Origin of the sequence: Paenibacillus sp. JMULE4, assembly GCF_013337105.1 — a bacterium.
GTDB lineage: Bacteria > Bacillota > Bacilli > Paenibacillales > NBRC-103111 > Paenibacillus_G > Paenibacillus_G naphthalenovorans.
In genome coordinates, this window is record NZ_SGWF01000022.1 from 23,329 (window position 1) to 41,833 (window position 18,505).

The 18,505-nt window shown below is 46.3% G+C and carries 25 protein-coding genes and 1 riboswitch; of the genes, 22 read left to right on the forward strand and 3 right to left on the reverse strand.

All coding sequences use genetic code 11. The features are described 5' to 3' along the window. Positions 1-2 precede the first annotated feature (2 nt). The 9 genes from istA (at position 3) to EXW96_RS25350 (ending at position 7,318) form a co-directional block, all read left to right on the forward strand. Positions 3-1,598: an IS21 family transposase gene (istA, locus tag EXW96_RS25310; protein ID WP_155615814.1), complete on the forward strand. Its 1,596-nt coding sequence runs from the start codon at positions 3-5 to the stop codon at positions 1,596-1,598. Next, complete coding sequence (istB, locus tag EXW96_RS25315) at positions 1,595-2,374, forward strand: IS21-like element helper ATPase IstB (RefSeq protein ID WP_174349575.1); 780 nt, start codon at positions 1,595-1,597, stop codon at positions 2,372-2,374. The genes istA and istB overlap by 4 nt, the downstream gene beginning before the upstream one ends. Before the next feature lie 978 nt (positions 2,375-3,352). Further along, positions 3,353-3,673: a thioredoxin gene (gene trxA / locus EXW96_RS25320; RefSeq protein WP_062494110.1), complete on the forward strand. Its 321-nt coding sequence runs from the start codon at positions 3,353-3,355 to the stop codon at positions 3,671-3,673. Positions 3,674-3,754: 81 nt separating this feature from the next. Further along, entirely contained in the window at positions 3,755-4,540 is a 786-nt protein-coding gene (locus EXW96_RS25325) for a sulfite exporter TauE/SafE family protein (protein WP_062494109.1), read from the forward strand. A gap of 16 nt (positions 4,541-4,556) precedes the next feature. After that, positions 4,557-4,877, forward strand: a complete 321-nt coding sequence (locus EXW96_RS25330; RefSeq protein WP_062494107.1) for a rhodanese-like domain-containing protein — start codon at positions 4,557-4,559, stop codon at positions 4,875-4,877. 27 nt (positions 4,878-4,904) lie between these two features. After that, positions 4,905-5,483 carry a sulfurtransferase TusA family protein gene (locus EXW96_RS25335; RefSeq protein WP_062494104.1) on the forward strand — a complete coding sequence of 193 codons (579 nt, stop codon included), beginning with the start codon at positions 4,905-4,907 and terminating at the stop codon, positions 5,481-5,483. A gap of 28 nt (positions 5,484-5,511) precedes the next feature. Then, on the forward strand, positions 5,512-5,910 hold the full coding sequence (locus EXW96_RS25340; RefSeq protein WP_062494102.1) for a DsrE/DsrF/DrsH-like family protein: 399 nt from the start codon (positions 5,512-5,514) through the stop codon (positions 5,908-5,910). Between the two features lie 19 nt (positions 5,911-5,929). Then, a complete protein-coding gene (locus tag EXW96_RS25345) occupies positions 5,930-7,069 on the forward strand; it encodes an MBL fold metallo-hydrolase (RefSeq protein ID WP_144942025.1) in 1,140 nt (379 codons plus the stop codon). 24 nt (positions 7,070-7,093) lie between these two features. Further along, positions 7,094-7,318: a sulfurtransferase TusA family protein gene (locus tag EXW96_RS25350; RefSeq protein WP_062494096.1), complete on the forward strand. Its 225-nt coding sequence runs from the start codon at positions 7,094-7,096 to the stop codon at positions 7,316-7,318. A gap of 89 nt (positions 7,319-7,407) precedes the next feature. Here EXW96_RS25350 and EXW96_RS25355 read toward each other — a convergent pair whose 3' ends face one another. Further along, complete coding sequence (locus EXW96_RS25355) at positions 7,408-7,707, reverse strand: hypothetical protein (RefSeq protein ID WP_144942023.1); 300 nt, start codon at positions 7,705-7,707, stop codon at positions 7,408-7,410. On the opposite strand from EXW96_RS25355, the gene EXW96_RS25360 reads away from it, so the two are divergent. The 7 genes from EXW96_RS25360 to EXW96_RS25390 all read left to right on the forward strand — a co-directional run bounded on the left by EXW96_RS25360 (position 7,699) and on the right by EXW96_RS25390 (position 11,818). Further along, positions 7,699-8,178 carry a DsrE/DsrF/DrsH-like family protein gene (locus EXW96_RS25360; protein WP_127607633.1) on the forward strand — a complete coding sequence of 160 codons (480 nt, stop codon included), beginning with the start codon at positions 7,699-7,701 and terminating at the stop codon, positions 8,176-8,178. The two genes, EXW96_RS25355 and EXW96_RS25360, sit on opposite strands and share 9 nt — an antisense overlap. Before the next feature lie 64 nt (positions 8,179-8,242). Continuing rightward, on the forward strand, positions 8,243-8,509 hold the full coding sequence (locus tag EXW96_RS25365) for a metal-sensitive transcriptional regulator (protein WP_062494090.1): 267 nt from the start codon (positions 8,243-8,245) through the stop codon (positions 8,507-8,509). 10 nt (positions 8,510-8,519) lie between these two features. Next, on the forward strand, positions 8,520-8,891 hold the full coding sequence (locus tag EXW96_RS25370) for a rhodanese-like domain-containing protein (RefSeq protein ID WP_085170062.1): 372 nt from the start codon (positions 8,520-8,522) through the stop codon (positions 8,889-8,891). Between the two features lie 66 nt (positions 8,892-8,957). Next, positions 8,958-9,347, forward strand: coding sequence for a DUF302 domain-containing protein (locus tag EXW96_RS25375; protein ID WP_127607635.1), 390 nt, complete (start codon positions 8,958-8,960; stop codon positions 9,345-9,347). Positions 9,348-9,452: 105 nt separating this feature from the next. Continuing rightward, positions 9,453-10,139 (forward strand): response regulator transcription factor, encoded by a 687-nt coding sequence (locus EXW96_RS25380; RefSeq protein ID WP_085170060.1) that lies wholly within the window; start codon positions 9,453-9,455, stop codon positions 10,137-10,139. Next, complete coding sequence (locus EXW96_RS25385) at positions 10,129-11,253, forward strand: sensor histidine kinase (RefSeq protein WP_085170059.1); 1,125 nt, start codon at positions 10,129-10,131, stop codon at positions 11,251-11,253. The genes EXW96_RS25380 and EXW96_RS25385 overlap by 11 nt, the downstream gene beginning before the upstream one ends. Then, positions 11,234-11,818, forward strand: a complete 585-nt coding sequence (locus EXW96_RS25390; RefSeq protein WP_127607639.1) for a class I SAM-dependent methyltransferase — start codon at positions 11,234-11,236, stop codon at positions 11,816-11,818. Before EXW96_RS25385 ends, EXW96_RS25390 begins: the two co-directional genes overlap by 20 nt. On the opposite strand, the gene EXW96_RS25395 is transcribed toward EXW96_RS25390, so the two are convergent. Continuing rightward, a complete protein-coding gene (locus EXW96_RS25395) occupies positions 11,815-13,251 on the reverse strand; it encodes a bifunctional metallophosphatase/5'-nucleotidase (RefSeq protein WP_127607641.1) in 1,437 nt (478 codons plus the stop codon). The two genes, EXW96_RS25390 and EXW96_RS25395, sit on opposite strands and share 4 nt — an antisense overlap. Before the next feature lie 144 nt (positions 13,252-13,395). On the opposite strand from EXW96_RS25395, the gene EXW96_RS25400 reads away from it, so the two are divergent. Beyond that, a complete protein-coding gene (locus EXW96_RS25400; protein ID WP_174351719.1) occupies positions 13,396-13,638 on the forward strand; it encodes a hypothetical protein in 243 nt (80 codons plus the stop codon). Between the two features lie 37 nt (positions 13,639-13,675). Here EXW96_RS25400 and EXW96_RS25405 read toward each other — a convergent pair whose 3' ends face one another. After that, a complete protein-coding gene (locus EXW96_RS25405; protein ID WP_062494073.1) occupies positions 13,676-14,434 on the reverse strand; it encodes a C40 family peptidase in 759 nt (252 codons plus the stop codon). Positions 14,435-14,607: 173 nt separating this feature from the next. On the opposite strand from EXW96_RS25405, the gene EXW96_RS25410 reads away from it, so the two are divergent. From EXW96_RS25410 to EXW96_RS25430, 5 genes are all read left to right on the forward strand, one after another. Further along, positions 14,608-15,288, forward strand: a complete 681-nt coding sequence (locus tag EXW96_RS25410) for a hypothetical protein (RefSeq protein ID WP_127607643.1) — start codon at positions 14,608-14,610, stop codon at positions 15,286-15,288. Beyond that, on the forward strand, positions 15,281-16,003 hold the full coding sequence (locus EXW96_RS25415; RefSeq protein WP_127607645.1) for a cytochrome c biogenesis CcdA family protein: 723 nt from the start codon (positions 15,281-15,283) through the stop codon (positions 16,001-16,003). Before EXW96_RS25410 ends, EXW96_RS25415 begins: the two co-directional genes overlap by 8 nt. Positions 16,004-16,021: 18 nt before the next feature. Continuing rightward, entirely contained in the window at positions 16,022-16,579 is a 558-nt protein-coding gene (locus EXW96_RS25420; RefSeq protein ID WP_127607647.1) for a TlpA disulfide reductase family protein, read from the forward strand. Between the two features lie 20 nt (positions 16,580-16,599). Beyond that, positions 16,600-17,247, forward strand: a complete 648-nt coding sequence (locus EXW96_RS25425; RefSeq protein WP_127607649.1) for a thioredoxin family protein — start codon at positions 16,600-16,602, stop codon at positions 17,245-17,247. Positions 17,248-17,530: 283 nt separating this feature from the next. Continuing rightward, positions 17,531-17,620, forward strand: a riboswitch (cyclic di-GMP riboswitch). 150 nt (positions 17,621-17,770) lie between these two features. Continuing rightward, on the forward strand, positions 17,771-18,454 hold the full coding sequence (locus EXW96_RS25430) for a haloacid dehalogenase-like hydrolase (RefSeq protein ID WP_127607651.1): 684 nt from the start codon (positions 17,771-17,773) through the stop codon (positions 18,452-18,454). Positions 18,455-18,505 lie beyond the last annotated feature (51 nt).

Sequence of the window (18,505 nt, forward strand, 5' to 3'; positions counted from 1 at the left end):
GAATGATCGCGATGAACACGATGCAACAAATATTAATGATGCATATTCATGAGGGGAGGTCGCGCCGGGAGATTGCAAGATTGACAGGGATCCATCGGGAGACGGTTGGGAAGTACATCAGGCAATATGAGGAAAGGAGACAACAGCTACTAGCTGAGGGGAACAACTCGGTGGATATCCAAGCACTGATTGATGCCCTCACTACCGCGCCCAAGTATACAGTCGGAATTCGACCCAAACGAAAACTGACCGACGAAATGACAGCTAAGATTCAGGCTCATCTGGATGAGAACGAAGTAAAGCGAAGCCAAGGGCAACGCAAACAGCAAAAGAAGGCGGTAGATATCTTCGAGGCACTAGAAGCCGAAGGTATCCAAATCAGCTATAGTACTGTTCTTCGGACGGTTCGTAGTTTGGAACGAAAACCAAAGGAAGCATACATAAAGGCACTGTATGAGCTTGGGGACATTTGCGAATTCGATTGGGGTGAAGTGAAGCTCAAAATTAATGGAAAGTTTCAAACTTTTCAGATGGCAGTCTTCACATCCGCATATGGGAATTACCGTTTTGCATACCTGTTCACCAAGCAAACGACGGAATGCTTCCAAGAAGCACATGCCCTGTTCTTTCAGCATATCGGCGGTGTGTATCGAACCATGGTGTATGACAACATGAAAGTCGCGGTGAAACGGTTCGTCGGAACGGATAAGGAGCCGACACAAGGATTACTCCAACTGTCGCTTTATTACGGCTTTCAATTCCGGTTTTGCAATATTCGCAGCGGCAATGAGAAAGGACATGTGGAACGCAGCGTAGAAGTCGTGCGTCGGAAAGCCTTCGCCTTCCGGCACGAATTTGAATCGCTTGAAGAAGCGAACCAATATTTACAGGAGGTGTGCACTCAGCGCAACCAAAAGCCGCAAACCGAGAATAACGGCCAGACGGCGAAGGAACGACTGGAAGAAGAACGCCCCACCCTTTTGCCTTCCCCGCCCCCGTTTGACGCAGCCCGTGTACTTTACGGGCGGGCGGATAAATACGCGACGATTATGGTGGACCAAAATCGTTACTCCGTACCAGATCATCTGGTTGGAGAATCGATCATGATCAAGGTGTACTCGACCCGAGTGCTTTGTTTTCACCAAGAAACGAAAGTAGCGGAGCATGTACGGTGTACCGGCAGCCATGAGTGGCGGCTGGACTTGAACCATTATTTAGATACGCTAAAGAAAAAACCTGGTGCATTCGCCGGTAGCGCGGCGTGGCAACAGGCTCCCAAAAAGATAAAAACAATCTACGAAAGGTATTATACCAGACGCAACAAGGAATTTGTACAACTATTGCAATATATTCGAGATGATGCCAGTTTCGCGGAGATCGAGCAAGCTATTCAGGAATTGGAGTGGATCCACCCAGCCCATGTAACCACGGATAAAATTAAAGTGCTATGTGCCAAAAACCGAGATCTGGCGCCGGTGGTTCGGACGACACATTCGGAAACCGGCCAAGAGATTGCGGAGCGATCAGTTGAGCATTTGCGCATGTACGATGAATTGTTTGATACTAGGCCGACAGAAACGAAGGAGGGCGCTGCATGAGCCACTCGCCGCGCAAGGCGTTGAAGGAAATGATTCTGGAATACAGCAAAGAATTGCGGCTCCCGATGATTCGTAAGCATTTGGAAGAGCAAATTCAGGAAGCGACTCAACGGGACGCCAGTTACGAAGAATTTCTGACGCAACTTCTCGAAAAGGAATGCGATGCCCGTCGGGAAGCGTCCCGGTACAACCGAATACGGTTGGCGGAATTTACGCACAAAAAATATCTCGAAGATTTGGTTGTCGGGGACTTGCCGGAAGATGCACAGAAGAAGTTAAAACTGTTGAAAACGCTAGATTTTATCCGAGAAGGGCGCAACGTAATTCTGTCCGGAAACCCAGGGACTGGAAAAACGCACATTAGCATCGGGTTAGGTCTGAAAGCTTGCCTGGAGGGTTACAAAGTATGGTTTACAACCGTCCCCCTGCTCGTGAACCGGATCAGGGAATGCCGGTCGGAACAGACTCTACGTGCATTCCAGAACCGTTTCGAGAAGTATGATCTGGTCATAGCTGATGAGATGGGTTACATCTCGTTTGATAAAGAAGGGTCTGAATTATTGTTTACCCATCTGTCACTTCGGGCTGGACGTAAATCGACGATCATTACGACCAATCTGTCCTTTGAACGATGGGGTGAGATTTTTCAAGATCCGGTGATGACCGCTGCGATGATTGACCGGCTGACGCATCAGTCTTACATCGTCAACATGAACGGAAATTCATATCGCATGAAAGAAACAAAGGAGTGGTTGCAAAAACAGCAGTTGGCGTAGCTTTTATTTTTATGCCGCGTGGCCGGAAATTAAATGATTATGTGGCCGGATTTTCAGTTGACAAATACAGTCTTGATTAAATCTTTATTTAAGGCCTTTATGAGTTTGCTGGCTGGGGGATTGTCAGGGCGGCTTTGGCTACGGTAATCGTTCGGATCATTGGGACCGTCATGTTGTATGGTAAGATTCAAAAATCAAAGATCGCATTTTCATATGATTGCCGGAAACATTGAAATATACTTCTGCCTGCCCAGATATGGGTTTGGCGTAGCGGCCGCAACCCTTGTCGGGCAGAATAATGGAGCTAAACGGTTCGAAGATGCTTTTCGATATGGGCTTCTGACCGACCGGCGTGGCCGTTCTCTTTATGTCTTTTGTAGGAATTCTTATGTTTATTTTTGCACCATTTGCGGCAAGCTGGTTTACGGACCAGAAAGATGTCATTGAATTGCATTCCTAGAATTGCATTTAGCGGCACGAATCGCACCAGTAATGATTGGTGCCAATCCAATTAGTCCCTACCAACTTCTAAAATATAAGCCTAATACAATAATGATTACTCCAATTGAAATCCTTTTAATTTGTTGTGCTTTCCCAACGTTACATATGATCTGAGACACCCCTTTATTAAAACCTCTCGGGAATTTATTATGACAACACGTTTAATTGTAGCCTCTCCTACTGGATACAGTCTGGCTTCATCAATGTTTCTGTCTCGTTCACCCACATTCAGACTCCAAGTCTTCATGTACAAAGATCATTGAAACTAATCTAGCCAACAATTGATGGCAGGTGCCTACAATGGGCGTAGCAAGGTTCTTGCCTTAGTGATCCAACCGCCTTTGTGACGAAAAATCTGGTTTGTTTAATCTGATTCGGCGTCTGATGTTACAAATAATCTTGACAGTTAATCACAAATATTTTAATATACACATAGGGGTATTGGTATATTACATTAATCACAAGGAGGGCGATTTCATGGCAACAATAAAAGCAACGGACGATACCTTGGATCAAATCATCAAGAATAACAAAATCGTACTGGTTGATTTTTGGGCCCCGTGGTGCGGACCATGCCGCATGATGGCTCCTGTTTTGGATCAATTGGCCGATGAAGTGGATAAAGAGGCGGTTATTGCAAAATTAAATGTGGATCAAAATCCGTTCGCCTCCGTAAAATACCGAATCCAAGGTATTCCTACATTAAAACTCTTTGTTAACGGGAGAGAAGCCACAACATTCGTTGGTATTCAGCCGTTAAATAAACTGAAAGCATTCATCATGCAATACGCAAATTAATTTTTTTTAATTGAAAAAATACCCCTATAGGTATATTGGAAGTAACTTGAATCGGAATAATACTAACGAAAGGGGTGTCTTATGGAACTGGATTTCGGTTGGATCCTCACACTTTTCGTTATTGGTTTCATCGGTTCTCTGATTTCAGGAATGATCGGGATCGGAGGTTCCATTATTAAATATCCGATGCTGCTGTATATTCCCCCTTTACTTGGTTTTGCGGCGTTTACCGCACAAGAGGTTTCTGCGGTAAGTGCTGTGCAAGTGTTCTTCGCAACGTTAGCCGGCATGTTTGCTTACCGCAAAGGAGGGTTTATCAACAAGAAGCTCGTCCTTGCCATGGGGATTCCTATCATTGCGGGGAGTTTTATAGGCGGCTACGGTTCGAAATTTCTGCCCGATTCCGCGATTAACTTGACGTATGCCGTTATGGCGCTCGTTGCGGCCGTCATGATGTTTATGCCAAAAAAAGAAACGGATAGGGCTGACTATTCTAATGTTAGCTTCAACACAACTGTTGCAGCAATCGCCGCTGCAATCGTGGGTATTTTGTCGGGTATCGTTGGCGCAGCCGGCGCATTCATCACTGTCCCGATCATGCTGGTTGTTCTAAAAATTCCTACACGTGTGGCTATCGCTTCATCGTTGGCGATTACGTTCATTTCCTCGATTGGCACTACGGTCGGTAAAGTGATGGGGGGTCACCTGCTGTTGATTCCATCCCTGGTGATGGTAATAGCGAGTATCATCGCCTCACCGCTGGGTGCCAAGCTTGGCAAGAAAATGAATGTGAAGGTGCTGCAATGGATTCTCGCCGCGCTCATTACGGCAACGGTGATCAAGATTTGGGTGGATATATTAACTTAACAAGGTGTGAACGAAAATGGCTGGGAAACATTCGAAAGTTATCCTCCCCCATGAAGTGCGAAAGCGGCTTGAGCAGGGGGAGAAATTGAACTTACTGGATGTGCGCGAGCAAGACGAATGGGAGTCGGGACATATTCCCGGCGCCAAGCATATCCCGCTAGGTACTATTGGTGAAAGACGCAAGGAATTGGATCCGGACAAAGAAACGATTGTCATCTGCCGGAGCGGTAATCGCAGCGGTTTGGCGTGTGAATATCTCGAGTCCATGGGCTATAAGGTCGTCAATATGCAAGGCGGCATGTCCGAATGGACCGGGGATATCGAATACGGAAAATAAACATTCTATAACGGGAGGGTGATTGTAATGACTATAGCAATCCAAACGAACCGCGTCCTTGAATGCGAAGGGCTGGCATGTCCGATGCCGGTCGTAAAAACAAAAAAAGCCATCGATGAAATGCAGCCGGGGGAAGTCCTTGAAGTGCGGGCCACCGATAAGGGTTCCGTCGCAGATTTGCAGGGCTGGGCTAAACGCACCGGCCATCAATACATTGGTCTGAAGGAAGAGAACGGGGTTTTCCGCCATTTCTTGAGAAAAGCATCGGACAGCGAGACAAAAACGGAAATAAAATTCCCTCACATCATGAGTAACGAGGAACTAAATCAAAAACTAACTTCTGGTGATAGCATCAGCGTATTGGATGTACGAGAACCTGCGGAATATGCCTTCGGGCGCATTCCCGGCGCCGTTTCCGTACCTTTGGGACAACTGGAGGAAAAACTGAGTCAGCTGGATCCGGGCAAAGAGTACGCAGTCGTTTGCAGAACGGGGAACCGCAGCGATATGGCCTGCCAAATTCTTGCCGAGCGCGGATTTTCCAAAGTAAAGAATGTGGTGCCAGGCATGTCCCAGTGGCAGGGGGCCACAGAAAGCGACGAATAATAATCGAGTAAAGGAGAAAGAACAAAACATGGCAAACAAAAAAGTGGCGATTATCGCATCTTCCGGGGGTCTTGAAACTGCATACAAAGTATTGAACATTGCAACGGCAGCGGCGGCGCTGGACGCTGAGGTGGCTATCTTCTTTACCTTTGAAGGACTGTCGATCATTCATAAGGATTCCGAGCAAATGCTGCAACTCAGACCGGGTAACGAAGGACTGGCGGAAGGCTTCAAAAAAATTAATGTTCCGACAGTAACCCAACTTCTGGACGTGGCCAAAGAATCGGGTGTCCGCATGATCGCCTGCCAAATGACAGTAGATGTGATGGGACTTGACCAAGAGCACTTTATCGATGGAATTGAACTCGGCGGCGCCGCGGCATTTTTGGATTTTGCATTCGACGCGCAGGTGACGCTGAACTTTTAAGCGGGAAAGGAGAATAAGAATGGAAAAAGTACCCTTGATTACGGCAGAAGAGCTTCACCGTAAAATGAATTCGGGTGAAGACGTGGTGATTCTCGATGTAAGGAACGAGACAGATTATAACGATTGGAAAATTGAAGGAAAAAAAGTGAGATCCGTTAACATTCCGTACTTTAACTTTCTGGAAGAGGATGAGCAGGTGCACGCCGGACTGCCAAAGGATACGGAAATGGTCGTCGTTTGCGCAAAAGGCGGATCTTCCGACTTTGTAGCGGAAATGTTGATGGAGAAAGGGTATAAAACCTACTCGTTGGAAGGCGGAATGCTGGCCTGGAGCCAGTTCTACCATCCGACCATCGTATACATGGACGAAAAGTTCAAATTGATTCAAATCAACCGTTTGTCTAAAGGCTGCCTCTCCTATGCCGTCATTTCGGAAGGGAAAGGCATGATCATCGACCCGAATCAAAAGGTGGATGTTTACCTTGAACTTGCAAAACAGCATCGTTTCAAGATTGAACATGTCGTGGATTCCCATCTGCATGCCGATCATATTTCCGGAGGGCGACAGCTTGCCGAACAAACCGGCGCAACGTATTACATCTCTTCCGGGGAGGTAAAGGATACGAATTTGAAGTTTGAGCCGTTGGATCGGCATGATCGGATCAGAGTCGGAGAAATTGATGTGGAGGTCTTGGCGATTCCCACGCCTGGGCATACCCCCGGATCGACATCCTTCTTGATCAACAACCGGTTCTTGATGTCCGGAGATACCATCTTTGTCGGCGGTTTGGGAAGACCCGATCTTGGAGGCAAGGCAAAAGAATGGGCGATGGATCTGTACGATACCGTGTTCAACAAGCTGAGCGATCTCCCGGACGATTGTCTCGTTCTGCCCGCTCACTATGCCGACATTCAGGAGATCAACGATAACGGTATTGTTGGGGCCACATTCGGTGAAATTCGCGAGAATAACGAAATTATGCAAAACGCCGACCAAGAAGCCTTTACGGAACAAGTGGCTAGCGCGGTCTCCATGGAGAAACCGCCAAATTTTGAAGAAATTGTGGCCATCAACCGGGGCGAACTCCAAGTCGATGCAGAAAAAGCGGTCGAACTCGAGATTGGACCGAACCGCTGCGCGGTACATCATCACGGTTAAAATGTAAGGAAGGAGGTTCAACTTATGGCGGATATTGTTGTTGACGCAAAAGGTCTTGCTTGCCCGATGCCGATCGTCAAAGCAAAGAAAGCAATCGATTCGCTCGAATCCGGTCAAATCATGGAATTGCACACAACCGACAAAGGTTCCATGAACGACTTCCAAGCATGGGTTAAACAAACGAACCATGAATTGATCGAAGCTAAAGAAGACAACGGTGTATTTAAGTTTATCGTAAAGAAAGGATAAGTTTTTGAAGGGGATGTGGTTCCAGGCACTGCATCTCCTTCCTAAAAGAAAGGAAGAAAACATGATTTGGTTTATTGCAGCAATAACCTTCATTGCTTACCAAATTCGAAATCACGGGCCTGTTCAAGGTCTTTATTATATATCTTTCCCCAAATTGCAAAGAATGAAAAAACAATGGGGCAAAGCCGGTGAATCTTCGCGAAGTGCTGAGCCGCGCAAATTTTAAGAAAGCGTGCAGGATAGAACGAATTGTATGCTTTTCTATATCCGGAAGAAGCTCCTATGATCAACGTAAAAAGAAAGTATGCACCAAGTATGACTAATTTTTTTCGCTTTTTAATACCCATACCTGTATGATTTACAAAGAAAGGATGATAGATATGAGCCAAAAAGAAAAAACCACCATCGTTCTTTTTAGCGGAGATTTGGACAAAGCGATCGCCGCCTTCATCATTGCCAACGGAGCGGCCGCTTATGATCACGAAGTTACGATGTTTTTCACCTTTTGGGGATTGAATACCCTTCGAAAAGATCCACCTGTTTCCGTAAAGAAAGGGTTTCTTGAGAACATGTTCGGTAAAATGATGCCGCGCGGAGCGAAAAAACTGGGACTCTCCAAAATGAATTTTGCCGGAATCGGTCCCAAAATGATCAAGCATGTCATGAAGAAACATAATGCGCTCAGCCTGCCTCAGTTGATTGAGCTCGCGCAGGAGCAGGGAGTTAAACTGGTTGCATGCACAATGACCATGGATTTGCTTGGATTGCGGAAAGAAGAATTGATCGACGGGATCGATTATGCCGGTGTTGCAGCCTATTTGGGGGATGCTGCAGACGCGAAAGTGAACTTGTTTATTTAAGACCAGTTCCCCCGGATTTAGGTTATAATATACCTATACACGTATAAGCAAATGGGGGATAACGATGAATATGAATTACGATGATGATGTAAAAAGAAGACTGCGCCGCGTGGAAGGGCAAGTACGCGGCGTACTGAAAATGATGGAGGAAAAGAAAAACTGCAAGGATGTGGTGAGCCAGCTCTCAGCTGTCAGAAGCGCAGTCGACAAAGCCATTGCCTATATCGTTGCGGTCAATCTGGAGCAGTGCATTCTTGAAGAAAAGGAAGCCGGCAAAGATACGAGCAAACTCGTTCAGGAGGCCGTGGAATTATTGATCAAAAGCAGGTAGGTGATTCCGCATGAATTATTATTTTTACGCCATATTATTTATTCTTTTAGCATGGTTTCTGTTTAAGCAATTCGCTCCGGTGAAAGGATTGAGGAATCTGAACATCGAGCAGTTCAAGAAGGAATACAAAGGGCAAAGGCTGATCGATGTTAGAGAGGTTCATGAGTTTAAGCAGGGTCACCTTCCAGGAGCGGTAAACATTCCGTTAAGTCAGATTCACAGGAGACTAGGCGAGATTCCGAAAGAAAGTCCTGTCTATTTGTACTGCCGCAGCGGGATGCGCAGCAAGCAAGCCGGTAGGATCCTGAGCCGGAGCGGATACCGTAACGTGGCTCACTTGAACGGCGGGATCACGGCGTGGGACGGACCTTTAACAAAATAGACGAGTTTTTTCCGGAAAAGATACCATACTATCGTTAGGGTTAATACACTGACTGGGGGAACGGCCATGTTTCATTATACGGCAGAAACAACAGCGAACGTTCAGAATGCCATTGCCGCCTTGGAAACATCTTTAAAGGAAGAACAGTTTGGCGTGCTGTGGCGGTTTAATCTTCGCGAAAAACTGAAGGAAAAAGGATTTGATTTTGAGCGGGAGTACGTGGTTTTGGAGGTGTGCAATCCTGCGGAAGCGAACAGAGTCGTAAGTGAAAGTGCGTTGGCGGGTTACTTTCTTCCGTGCAAAATCGTGGTCTATGAAGCGGACGGGAAGACCAAAATCGGCATGCCGAAACCGACCGCATTCATGAATATGCTGGAGGATGCTGCTCTGATGGGCATTGCCGCCGATGTGGAAGCCCGATTGATTGGATGCATCAATCAGGCTGCGAATCCATGATATGAAAACCGATGAGTTCATCTCATTGGTTTTTTCTTTAACGCATCTTAACAAATGGATGCTATTCTCGGACAAACGGCAACGTGTTTAGGGGATGTTAGAGGAATGAAGGGCAAAACGATCCTGATTGTTGAAGATGACGCCAAGATCCGGCAGTTGCTGAAAATATATTTGGAAAAAGAAGGATATGAGATCTTAGAAGCGGCAGACGGCTCTGAGGGAATGAAGTTGTTTGAAAAGCTCGATCCATGTTTTGTGATTATGGATCTCATGCTTCCGCATAAAAGCGGGGAAGAGCTGTGTCAATGGATCCGTTCCGATATGAAAAGCGATATTCCGATCATCATGCTGACGGCCAAGGTGGACGAATCGGATCGGATTCAGGGGCTGCAAATGGGGGCGGACGATTATATTACCAAGCCCTTCAGCCCGCAGGAGGTCGTTGCCAGGGTCGAAACCGTCCTGCGAAGAACGGCCAATCGATGCAGTAAAATCAGTTACAAAGGACTAACGCTGAAACCGCTTCGAGGAGAAGTGAAGTTCAACGGAGAACTTATTCCGCTGACGATGCATGAATTTAAGCTTTTATATTTTCTGATGCGGCATCCGAATCAAATATTGACAAGAGAACAAATATTACAAGAGCTGTATCCGAATGAAGAACGTTCTGTAATCGACCGGACCGTGGATGTCCATGTCAGCAAGCTCCGGGAAAAGATCGAAGCAATGGAAGGAGCCCCCCGTTTTATTGAAACGATAAGAGGGATGGGATATCGATTTGATGCATATTAAACATTGGATGTTTTGGCGAAAGCGTTTGACGATGAAACTCATTATGGTCAACGGCCTGGTCATCGCTGTTGTGATCTGGCTCGCTGGGGTATCCGTAAAAGATTTTGCTTGCATGGTGGTGGGCCAATATGAGCTGGTCGGTGAGGAAAAAAGCAGGTTCTTCAATGAAACAATGGAGTTTTATTTATGGAGAGCAAGTTTTTTGGCCATTTTGGTTGCCGCCATCATTCATTATGTTTTTATCAAAAAAATACTTTCTCCTTTAAAACGGCTCGCGAAGTCAACGCAGCTCATGATCGAGGGACATTACCCGGAGCCCATCGAACCGAAATCTCATGATGAAATCGGTCAGCTTACGAAGCACTTTAACGAATTGGCAAAAACATTGAAGCGTACGGAAGAAAACCGAAAACGTCTTCTAAGCAATATATCGCATGAACTGCGCACGCCTCTAAGCAACTTGAACGGCTATTTGGAGGCATTATCAAATGGTGTCATAGAAGGCAATCGGGAATTGTATCAATCTCTGCTTGAAGAATCTCAGCACCTCACCCGTCTCGTAGAACAGCTTCATCATTTGACGGTCTGGGAAGCTCGAGGGAATAACAGTCTGTATCAGACAGAAATCAAAATACATGAACTTCTGCAACAAACGATTCAGGCTTTTCAGTTGGAAAGCGACAAAGCAGGTGTTTCATTGGACGTCTCCATACAAGAGGGAGTCGTTCTTGGCGAGGAAGACGGAATCAAACAGGTCATGAACAATTTGCTCAAGAATGCTTTCATGTATAATACAGGGAATGAGATAAAGATTACGGGAAAAAGGGAACAAAAACAATACCGCATCACGGTTTCCAACATGGGAGAATCAATACCGGGTGAAGCTCGCGATTTGGTTTTTGAGCGGTTCTATCGCGTGGATCCGTCAAGACACCGGGAGAAAGACAGGAACGGTACTGGGCTGGGTCTTGCGATTGTAAAAGAAATTGTGGAACGGTTCGGCGGACAAGTCGGACTGCACTCGGATGGTAATCTGCATAATTTTTGGGTTACTCTCCCTTTGGAAATAAAAACGGTAAAGGTGGTTAAGAATCATGACGGAGCGCCGGTTTAACCCTGAACATACGGAGAAACTGGACAACCCGGAGCGGCGAAAAGTTCTGCCTCCAGAAAAGTTATTGGAATTATTGGAAATCCAAGATAACGACATTATTCTGGATTTGGGGGCAGGTACCGGTTATTTTACCATACCCGCGGCAGGACTTACCAACGGGAAAGTGTATGCTTTGGACGTTGCACCACAGATGCTGCAATATTTGGGAAAGCGTGTGAAGGAGGAAAAACTGGACAATGTCGAGTTAATTGAAGGAGCCATTGAATGTATTCCCCTGGCAGGACAAATCGCCGACCATGTGATCGCTTCATTCGTCTTACACGAAGTAGAACCTTTGGAAAAAGGACTCCAAGAAATGAGCAGAGTGCTAAAGCCGGGCGGAACAGTATTATGTATCGAATGGGAAAAAAAACAAACGGAACAAGGCCCTCCTCTCCGTCATCGAATACATTCCAATGAGCTTGCAGAAGCATTTGAAGAGAATGGGTTCTTGGTTGAAAAACTGACCTATCCTTCCGATCAGCACTATCTTATTGTTGCAAGGGCTTGTGCACATAACTGCTAAATACTGAAAATGCGGGGCGTATCATGAATTTCAATGGTTTGATGGGCTTGAAAAAAGTGCCTGATCGCATCATGGGCATGAATTCCCAAATGCTTTTTGACGGACTGATATTGCCCGAGGATTTGTTCGCCGGCACTGACAATTCGGTATATGGCATCCTGTTTAAGCGGTTTATTTTGAACGAGAAAATGTTCGATTCGCCGTCCTTTGGGGTTATATGGTTTATAAGCCATGATGACACCGGAAGTTCGCAACACATATCCGCCTTTCTGCTGAAACGGGTCCGGGGAAAAGACTTGCTCCAGGTTCGTTTCAAAGGCTTCAAGAATGAATCGCCCTTCCAGTTCTAGTGTAAACAATTCCGGGTTCGTCGGTATGATTTGATATAAATCTTCCACAGTTATGACTCCCGGAAGAATCGGGGCGCCGTACCTCCAACCATGAGACAAAGCGATATCGGCATCTATCGCATACAGGTACGCGTCGGTGATGAGACGGTCCATCGGCGTTTCATTCAAAAACATGCGATGAAGCGGTGTTTTCAGCTTGCCGATTTCTTCGCGCAGGAGCGTCTCGTAAGGTTGCTTGATCTCCCGGATAAGACGCGAGAATTCCGGGTCTTCTTCGTATTCGTCCGCGTAAAGCGGAATAAGTTGATGCCGAATATGGGTTATTTTTCCGTTTTCAAAGGAAATATCGATTCTTCCGAGAAACGAAGTGCTTGCCCCGGATTGGACAATCCATGTGTTATTTTGTCTGATTGGTTTGTCGATTCGATCATGACTATGCCCGCTTAAAATGATATCGATCCCTTCAATGCAGGATGCCGCTTTTATATCCAAAGGCAGTCCCATATGGCTGATCACCACGATAAGATCCGCTCGCTCCTTCTCCCGTAATTGATGAACCACTTTTCTCATATCGTCTATATTTAGCGAAAAAGTAAATCCTTCCGAGAAAGAAGGAGGCATCGTTTGATCTACAAAAGGATAAGTCCATCCCGTCAAACCGACCCGTATACCTTCGATTTCCCGAATCATATGCGAATGAAAAGGATTGACTTTGCCGGAGATTGGCTTGGCATTCATTGCCAATGCCGGTGCCGGAACTTGACTTATCAAAGAAAATAGCTGTTGGGGTCCGTAAGCAAAGTCCCAGTTCCCAGGTACCCAAGCATCGAGCGGCATTTGTCGGAGTAGCGGCAAGACGGCTTCACCCTTGGACAAAACTAGCGGTCCTGTACCATGAAACAAATCGCCCCCGTCAACAAACAGTACGTGGGGATGTTGTTGTTTTAAACATGTCACATAGCGGAAGATGCGTGAAAAGCCCCCGCAATGAATGTAGAACGGACGCGGATCGCCCCAGAAGAATTCCGGATGGGCGTCCAAACAACCGTGCGTGTCATTTTGTTGAATCAATACGAGTTCCACAGTTAAGCCCCCTTGTTGAAGCATGTGATCCCAAGCTTATGGATAGTATGGGGAGTTCCAGCCTGTTTTTAAACCTTCTTTATCAGAACTTAACACAAGGCCGGTACGATCAAACGAAGAACATCCGGGAAGGGAGAGATGAGGATGTCGTTTGGGTACCGGGTTCTGGTTTGCGCCATTTTGATCCAAACTTATTTCGATTTGAAAACAAAGGCCCGGAAAGGAGGACGAAATTTCCAAATGCGACAAGAAGCGCTTGGCTTCTTGAAGACCGACTGGTTCGAAACGTTGTGTACCGCCATCGATCTTGATCCTTCCTTCGTAAGGAAGGAAATGCTCCGTGCTTCCGCCAATACCCGCAATAGGGCTCCCAGGATTAAAACATAAACAAAAGAAGGGACATGGCTGTCCCTTCCGCTCCGCGTTACTTGAGAACACTGCCGCCGAACACAAACCGATATTCCCAGTGCTTGCCTTCAATGCTATCGATTCTTACCCCGCCGGATTTCACGGAATACGTATGCAAAATCTTGCCATTCCCCAAGTAAATGCCGTTATGCGTGATTCGTTGTGCGGATTTGTCGATTCCGGAATAATTGGAACTTTTGCTTCCTTTATACGACATAAAGAACATGATGTCTCCTGGTTTCAAGTCTCGCCAATTCGTTGTTGTTTTTCCAATTTTTTTTACATATTCGGCTTGTGTCCGGGAATTGCCGGGAAGAATGATGCCGGCCCCGTCTTTAAACGCTTGTCGAACAAAGTCCGAGCAGTCGAAAGTCCTGGTATTGGAGCGGCTGGAACCAAATTCGTAAGGCGTTCCCAAATATTTTATACCGGCTTCAATCACGTTTTTGGCTGTGCCGGCAGCAGTTTGTGCGGTTTCACCGGAAGAGGCGCCTCCCACTGATATGTACCGGCTCTGTGTTGTGACATAACCGGTTTGCCCCTGGCCATCCTTGATTTTGTACCAATAGGGGTTCACCCGTTCCAAAATATTCACATGTTCACCTGCCTGCAAATAACGAATGCGCTCGCTGCTTAGGGAAGGCTTGTCCCGAAAATTGACACTTTTCACGATGACGGCATCACCCTTGGCCGCCGAAGCGGAGTCTTGTCCCAATGAAATCGTTCCGGCAATAAAAGTCGTTACAAACAGTGCCATAGCCAGTTTTTTCTTCATCAACTGCAATTCCTCCTTGTGGATTTGGATAATTCCCGCGGCGGAAAATATCGGCTCGCGGTCTAATCCAAGCCTATCACAGGAGATGCAGTGAACCTGGATGTACATTTTTCCAATCGCTTAATCATTTCTTTAAAAAGAAGCGTTATCCTCATCTGCAAGGAGGTGGGGGTTTGCGCAGCATTCAAATCGGTTCTTTTGTCTTGAACGGACAACTGATTTTGTATTTCAGTTTTGGGGCGGCGGGCTGGTTGATGTTACAATATCGGCTCCGAAACATGCCGGAGCGGGGGTTGATCTTGTCCTGCGTATCAAACGCATTCTGGCTGTGGCTGATCGTCTGGAAAGCGAGCTACCTGCTCTTTCATCCGGTTGAAGCCATCCAACAGCCTGTTTCTTTCATCTATTTCGATGGCGGGGAACGCGGGAAATGGATGGCAAGCCTGGTTGCCGCGGTCTATATTTGGCAGAAGGCTTTGAAGCAAAACATTCCTTTAAAAATGTGGGTCGACATTTTCATCACGTATGCATTCGCGGGTTGGTCGGCCTGCCAAGTGTTGTTATTCATGATCGGGGAGGAGCCGGCCTGGTTTCATGCGGCAAGCGCCGGATTAACAGCGGTTCTTTTCATGTCTTTCTTGTTTTCTTCAAGAGGATCCGATTCGCCAATAGGACTTGCATACGCCATTTGGTTCTCGATTGGACATGCGATGCTATGGTTTCTGGTCCCCGATCGTCCGATGTGGCTTTTGTCCTTCAGTAAACAGCAGTTGATTTTTCTGCTCGTTGCCACGGGTTTGACCGGATGGGCCTGGTTGGACGAGAAGGTGAAAAAAGGAGGTTCTCATGGATAATATTTCGGTTTTCGCAGCCTTTGCCGCGGGGATGCTATCCTTTTTATCCCCTTGCGTCTTTCCGCTCATTCCCGCTTACGTTTCCCATTTGACGGGCTCGTCCTTTCAAGATGGCAAACTGGTCGTGCATCGGGGGAAACTGATTGTTCAGTCTCTTAGTTTTATTGTGGGTTTTAGTCTCGTTTTCATCGCGATGGGGGCTTCGGCAAGCTTTATTGGCCGCTTCTTTGCCCAGGAACGCGATTTGATCCAAGAAATAAGCGGTCTGTTGATTATTGTGTTTGGTCTGCAAATGGCCGGATTATTAAATCTCCGGCTGTTGATGTCCGGTAAAACATGGGAAATCAAAACGAACAGGAGCCGCGGCGCAATCCGTTCGCTGCTTACCGGCGTGGCTTTTGGCGCCGGCTGGAGCCCCTGTGTAGGGTTGGCGTTGTCATCTATTTTGCTTCTGGCCGGGTCTGCCGAAACGCTGTGGAACGGGGTTGGGTTGTTGGCCGTGTATTCCCTCGGATTGGGTATTCCGTTTTTACTGATTTCATGGTTGCTGACGTATTCGCTGCAGTTCATGAAAAAAATGAACAGATGGATACCTCTCCTGTCCAAACTGAATGGCTGGCTGCTCATTGGGCTGGGGTTTCTGTTGTTTACCGGGCAATTGCAGAAGATCAGCGCCTGGCTATCCCAATATACGTTTTGGGAGATCAACTTTTAACGAGTGGAGATGAAACGGATGAAAAAAAGCATGATCGCTGTTCTGGTTTTGATAGGGCTCGTCGTTTATGGCGGATACGATTATTTTCACAAGTCTTCTTCAGAAACCGGAAAAATTGCGGAATCGGGGGAAGCAAACCTGGAGACGGGCATTCTGAAGGGGCAGCTTGCGCCGGAATTTTCGCTTACGGATTTGCAAGGGAATCCTGTTCACCTGTCTGATTTTAAGGGCAAGAAAGTGCTGGTCAATTTTTGGGCGACATGGTGTCCGCCGTGTCGGGTGGAAATGCCCCATATGCAAAAATTTTATGAGGATTACCAATCGAAAGACGTTGTGATTTTGGGTGTTAACCTGACACCTACCGAGGAAAATCCGGATAACGTACAAGCATTTGTGAAAGAGCAACAGCTCACGTTCCCCATCGTTCTGGACAAGGAAGGAGACGTCATGCAAACCTATCAGGTTGTCGCCTATCCCACGACATTCTTGCTGGACTCGGACGGAGTGATTCGGGAAAAGTTTCAGGGCGCGATTAATTACGACATTATGAAAGAAGCTGTTTCCAATATCAAATAAGACGGGAGAGGTTATGCCGCATGAGTCAATCGGTTAAAAAATTGATTTTGTTAACACTATCCGCTTGTCCGATGGGCCGCTCCATGAATACGGTCATCGGAGAATTGCTTGCCTGCAAAAAAGAGCTTGCATATGAAGTCGTCTATGTGGATGTTGACCATGAAACGACCAATCGATATCGCATTAAGATGAATCCCACCACGCTCTTTTTGGATGACAGCGGCGTTGAATTGTACCGTATTGAAGGTTTTAAAGAAACGGAAGAGGTATGGAACTTGATTAGACAGATAGAAGAAGGATCGCTGCGATCGGAAGCGCCGCGGGAAGAAAACCGGGAGACTACCGAAACTTACACGATCTATTTGTTCCAAAACGGCAACGCCGTTCCGGTGGAGACAACGGTGATCAACAAGACTTCCGTTAAAGCGCCAAGAATAACAACGATTCAACAATTGTTGCGCACCCGGCCTGAAGGATTTGACAATCCGTTTCCGGCAGACACTTCGCTTGAGCGGGTTTCCTTTCATCATGATTCTTGCGTCGTAACGCTCCGTTCGACAAATGAAGTGAGCATGGAAGAAACCGATCGGATGAAGACGTTGCTCAATCGTACCTTGGCGGCCTATGGAATTACCGATATCAAATTGGAATGGACGATTTCTCGTTAGCCAATCATGTAAGCAAAGAAGGTTTAAAAGCCTTTTATTATTCCAATGTCGGGTTACCATGGCAAATATCACTCAATTCTGCACTCATCGGTGGAGTTGAAATAGACGTGTCGCTAGATGTCACGATAATCTACCAAATATGATTTGAGAACAAAGACTATCTGGGCCTGAGGAAAAAAGTACTAAACTCTTTCAAGCGATTATTCGACAAATTCAAAAATTTCCCATTTTGGTTCTTGCCTGTTCCACAACCTGGTAATATAATAATAGGTAATAAGTCTGACTTGGATAATGGCAAACCTGTTCGAAAGGCAGGGACGCAAAGCCACGGGTCTTCTGCATAATATTATGCAATGATAGCCGGGTTACCCTACAGTCATCCAGAAGATACTACGTGTTTGGGGTAGTGTCTTTTTTGTTTTTTAGAAAAAATTGACGAAAGGAAGTGATCGTCTTCGATATGTCCTGGGATTAATGTGAGATCGAGGTCTTAGGAAATTCAAACTAACTGAGGGGAGATGTAATGAAGCACAGTAGAGATTTTTCGCAGTTTGACGGAATATTGGCCAATGGGGTGAATCATGCGGTTATTGATGTCGACAATACGATTACCAAAAGCAACATCGTACAGTTTTACTTGTTCATCAAGAGAGAACGCCTGAAGAACCGGCTGCTATGGTGGCTGTTTCTTGTTTACTGCTTGGCTGCGGCTCCATTCTATCTTGCAGTGGATCGTTTGTCGAGAGATTGGTTTAATCACGTATTTGTGCAAAGAAAGTTCGGGAAGTACGCCTATGAACAGCTAGAGAAATACGCTCAAAGGTATTTTGAAGAAATGCTCAAGAGGCAATTTATCGTTCCTGTGCACGATCTCATCTTTTATTTGAAGGAAAAAGGAGTTCAGGTCACGTTGTTGTCAACCAATTTCGATTTGATCGTAAAGCATTACGGAGCGTATTTTCAGGTTCCCTATGTATGTTTGCCCGTCGTTAAACAGGATTCGAGGATTCGAATCGACTTTTCTCAGCTGAAAGGATTTAAGCGCAATTACATCCAACGCTTGAATCCTGCAATGACGATGGCGATTGGAGATTCCAAGTACGATCTGCCGATGCTGGAGCATGTCCATTACCCGATCATCGTGGCAAACAAGAAAAAGAAATGGATGAAGTCGATACAGAGGGAGGCTGTCTTGATTCGAGCATAATTGAAGCCTCTGTCCACGACGGCGCTCCTCTTTAATCGGTAGTCAAAACGA

Bases quoted from the DNA above. Each gene is read 5' to 3' on its own strand.
- istA (WP_155615814.1), top strand. From the start codon at position 3: ATGATCGCGATGAACACGATGCAACAAATATTAATGATGCATATTCAT.
- istB (WP_174349575.1), top strand. From the start codon at position 1,595: ATGAGCCACTCGCCGCGCAAGGCGTTGAAGGAAATGATTCTGGAATAC.
- trxA (WP_062494110.1), top strand. From the start codon at position 3,353: ATGGCAACAATAAAAGCAACGGACGATACCTTGGATCAAATCATCAAG.
- EXW96_RS25325 (WP_062494109.1), top strand. From the start codon at position 3,755: ATGGAACTGGATTTCGGTTGGATCCTCACACTTTTCGTTATTGGTTTC.
- EXW96_RS25330 (WP_062494107.1), top strand. From the start codon at position 4,557: ATGGCTGGGAAACATTCGAAAGTTATCCTCCCCCATGAAGTGCGAAAG.
- EXW96_RS25335 (WP_062494104.1), top strand. From the start codon at position 4,905: ATGACTATAGCAATCCAAACGAACCGCGTCCTTGAATGCGAAGGGCTG.
- EXW96_RS25340 (WP_062494102.1), top strand. From the start codon at position 5,512: ATGGCAAACAAAAAAGTGGCGATTATCGCATCTTCCGGGGGTCTTGAA.
- EXW96_RS25345 (WP_144942025.1), top strand. From the start codon at position 5,930: ATGGAAAAAGTACCCTTGATTACGGCAGAAGAGCTTCACCGTAAAATG.
- EXW96_RS25350 (WP_062494096.1), top strand. From the start codon at position 7,094: ATGGCGGATATTGTTGTTGACGCAAAAGGTCTTGCTTGCCCGATGCCG.
- EXW96_RS25360 (WP_127607633.1), top strand. From the start codon at position 7,699: ATGAGCCAAAAAGAAAAAACCACCATCGTTCTTTTTAGCGGAGATTTG.
- EXW96_RS25365 (WP_062494090.1), top strand. From the start codon at position 8,243: ATGAATATGAATTACGATGATGATGTAAAAAGAAGACTGCGCCGCGTG.
- EXW96_RS25370 (WP_085170062.1), top strand. From the start codon at position 8,520: ATGAATTATTATTTTTACGCCATATTATTTATTCTTTTAGCATGGTTT.
- EXW96_RS25375 (WP_127607635.1), top strand. From the start codon at position 8,958: ATGTTTCATTATACGGCAGAAACAACAGCGAACGTTCAGAATGCCATT.
- EXW96_RS25380 (WP_085170060.1), top strand. From the start codon at position 9,453: ATGAAGGGCAAAACGATCCTGATTGTTGAAGATGACGCCAAGATCCGG.
- EXW96_RS25385 (WP_085170059.1), top strand. From the start codon at position 10,129: ATGCATATTAAACATTGGATGTTTTGGCGAAAGCGTTTGACGATGAAA.
- EXW96_RS25390 (WP_127607639.1), top strand. From the start codon at position 11,234: ATGACGGAGCGCCGGTTTAACCCTGAACATACGGAGAAACTGGACAAC.
- EXW96_RS25400 (WP_174351719.1), top strand. From the start codon at position 13,396: ATGTCGTTTGGGTACCGGGTTCTGGTTTGCGCCATTTTGATCCAAACT.
- EXW96_RS25405 (WP_062494073.1), bottom strand. From the start codon at position 14,434: ATGAAGAAAAAACTGGCTATGGCACTGTTTGTAACGACTTTTATTGCC.
- EXW96_RS25415 (WP_127607645.1), top strand. From the start codon at position 15,281: ATGGATAATATTTCGGTTTTCGCAGCCTTTGCCGCGGGGATGCTATCC.
- EXW96_RS25420 (WP_127607647.1), top strand. From the start codon at position 16,022: ATGAAAAAAAGCATGATCGCTGTTCTGGTTTTGATAGGGCTCGTCGTT.
- EXW96_RS25425 (WP_127607649.1), top strand. From the start codon at position 16,600: ATGAGTCAATCGGTTAAAAAATTGATTTTGTTAACACTATCCGCTTGT.
- EXW96_RS25430 (WP_127607651.1), top strand. From the start codon at position 17,771: ATGAAGCACAGTAGAGATTTTTCGCAGTTTGACGGAATATTGGCCAAT.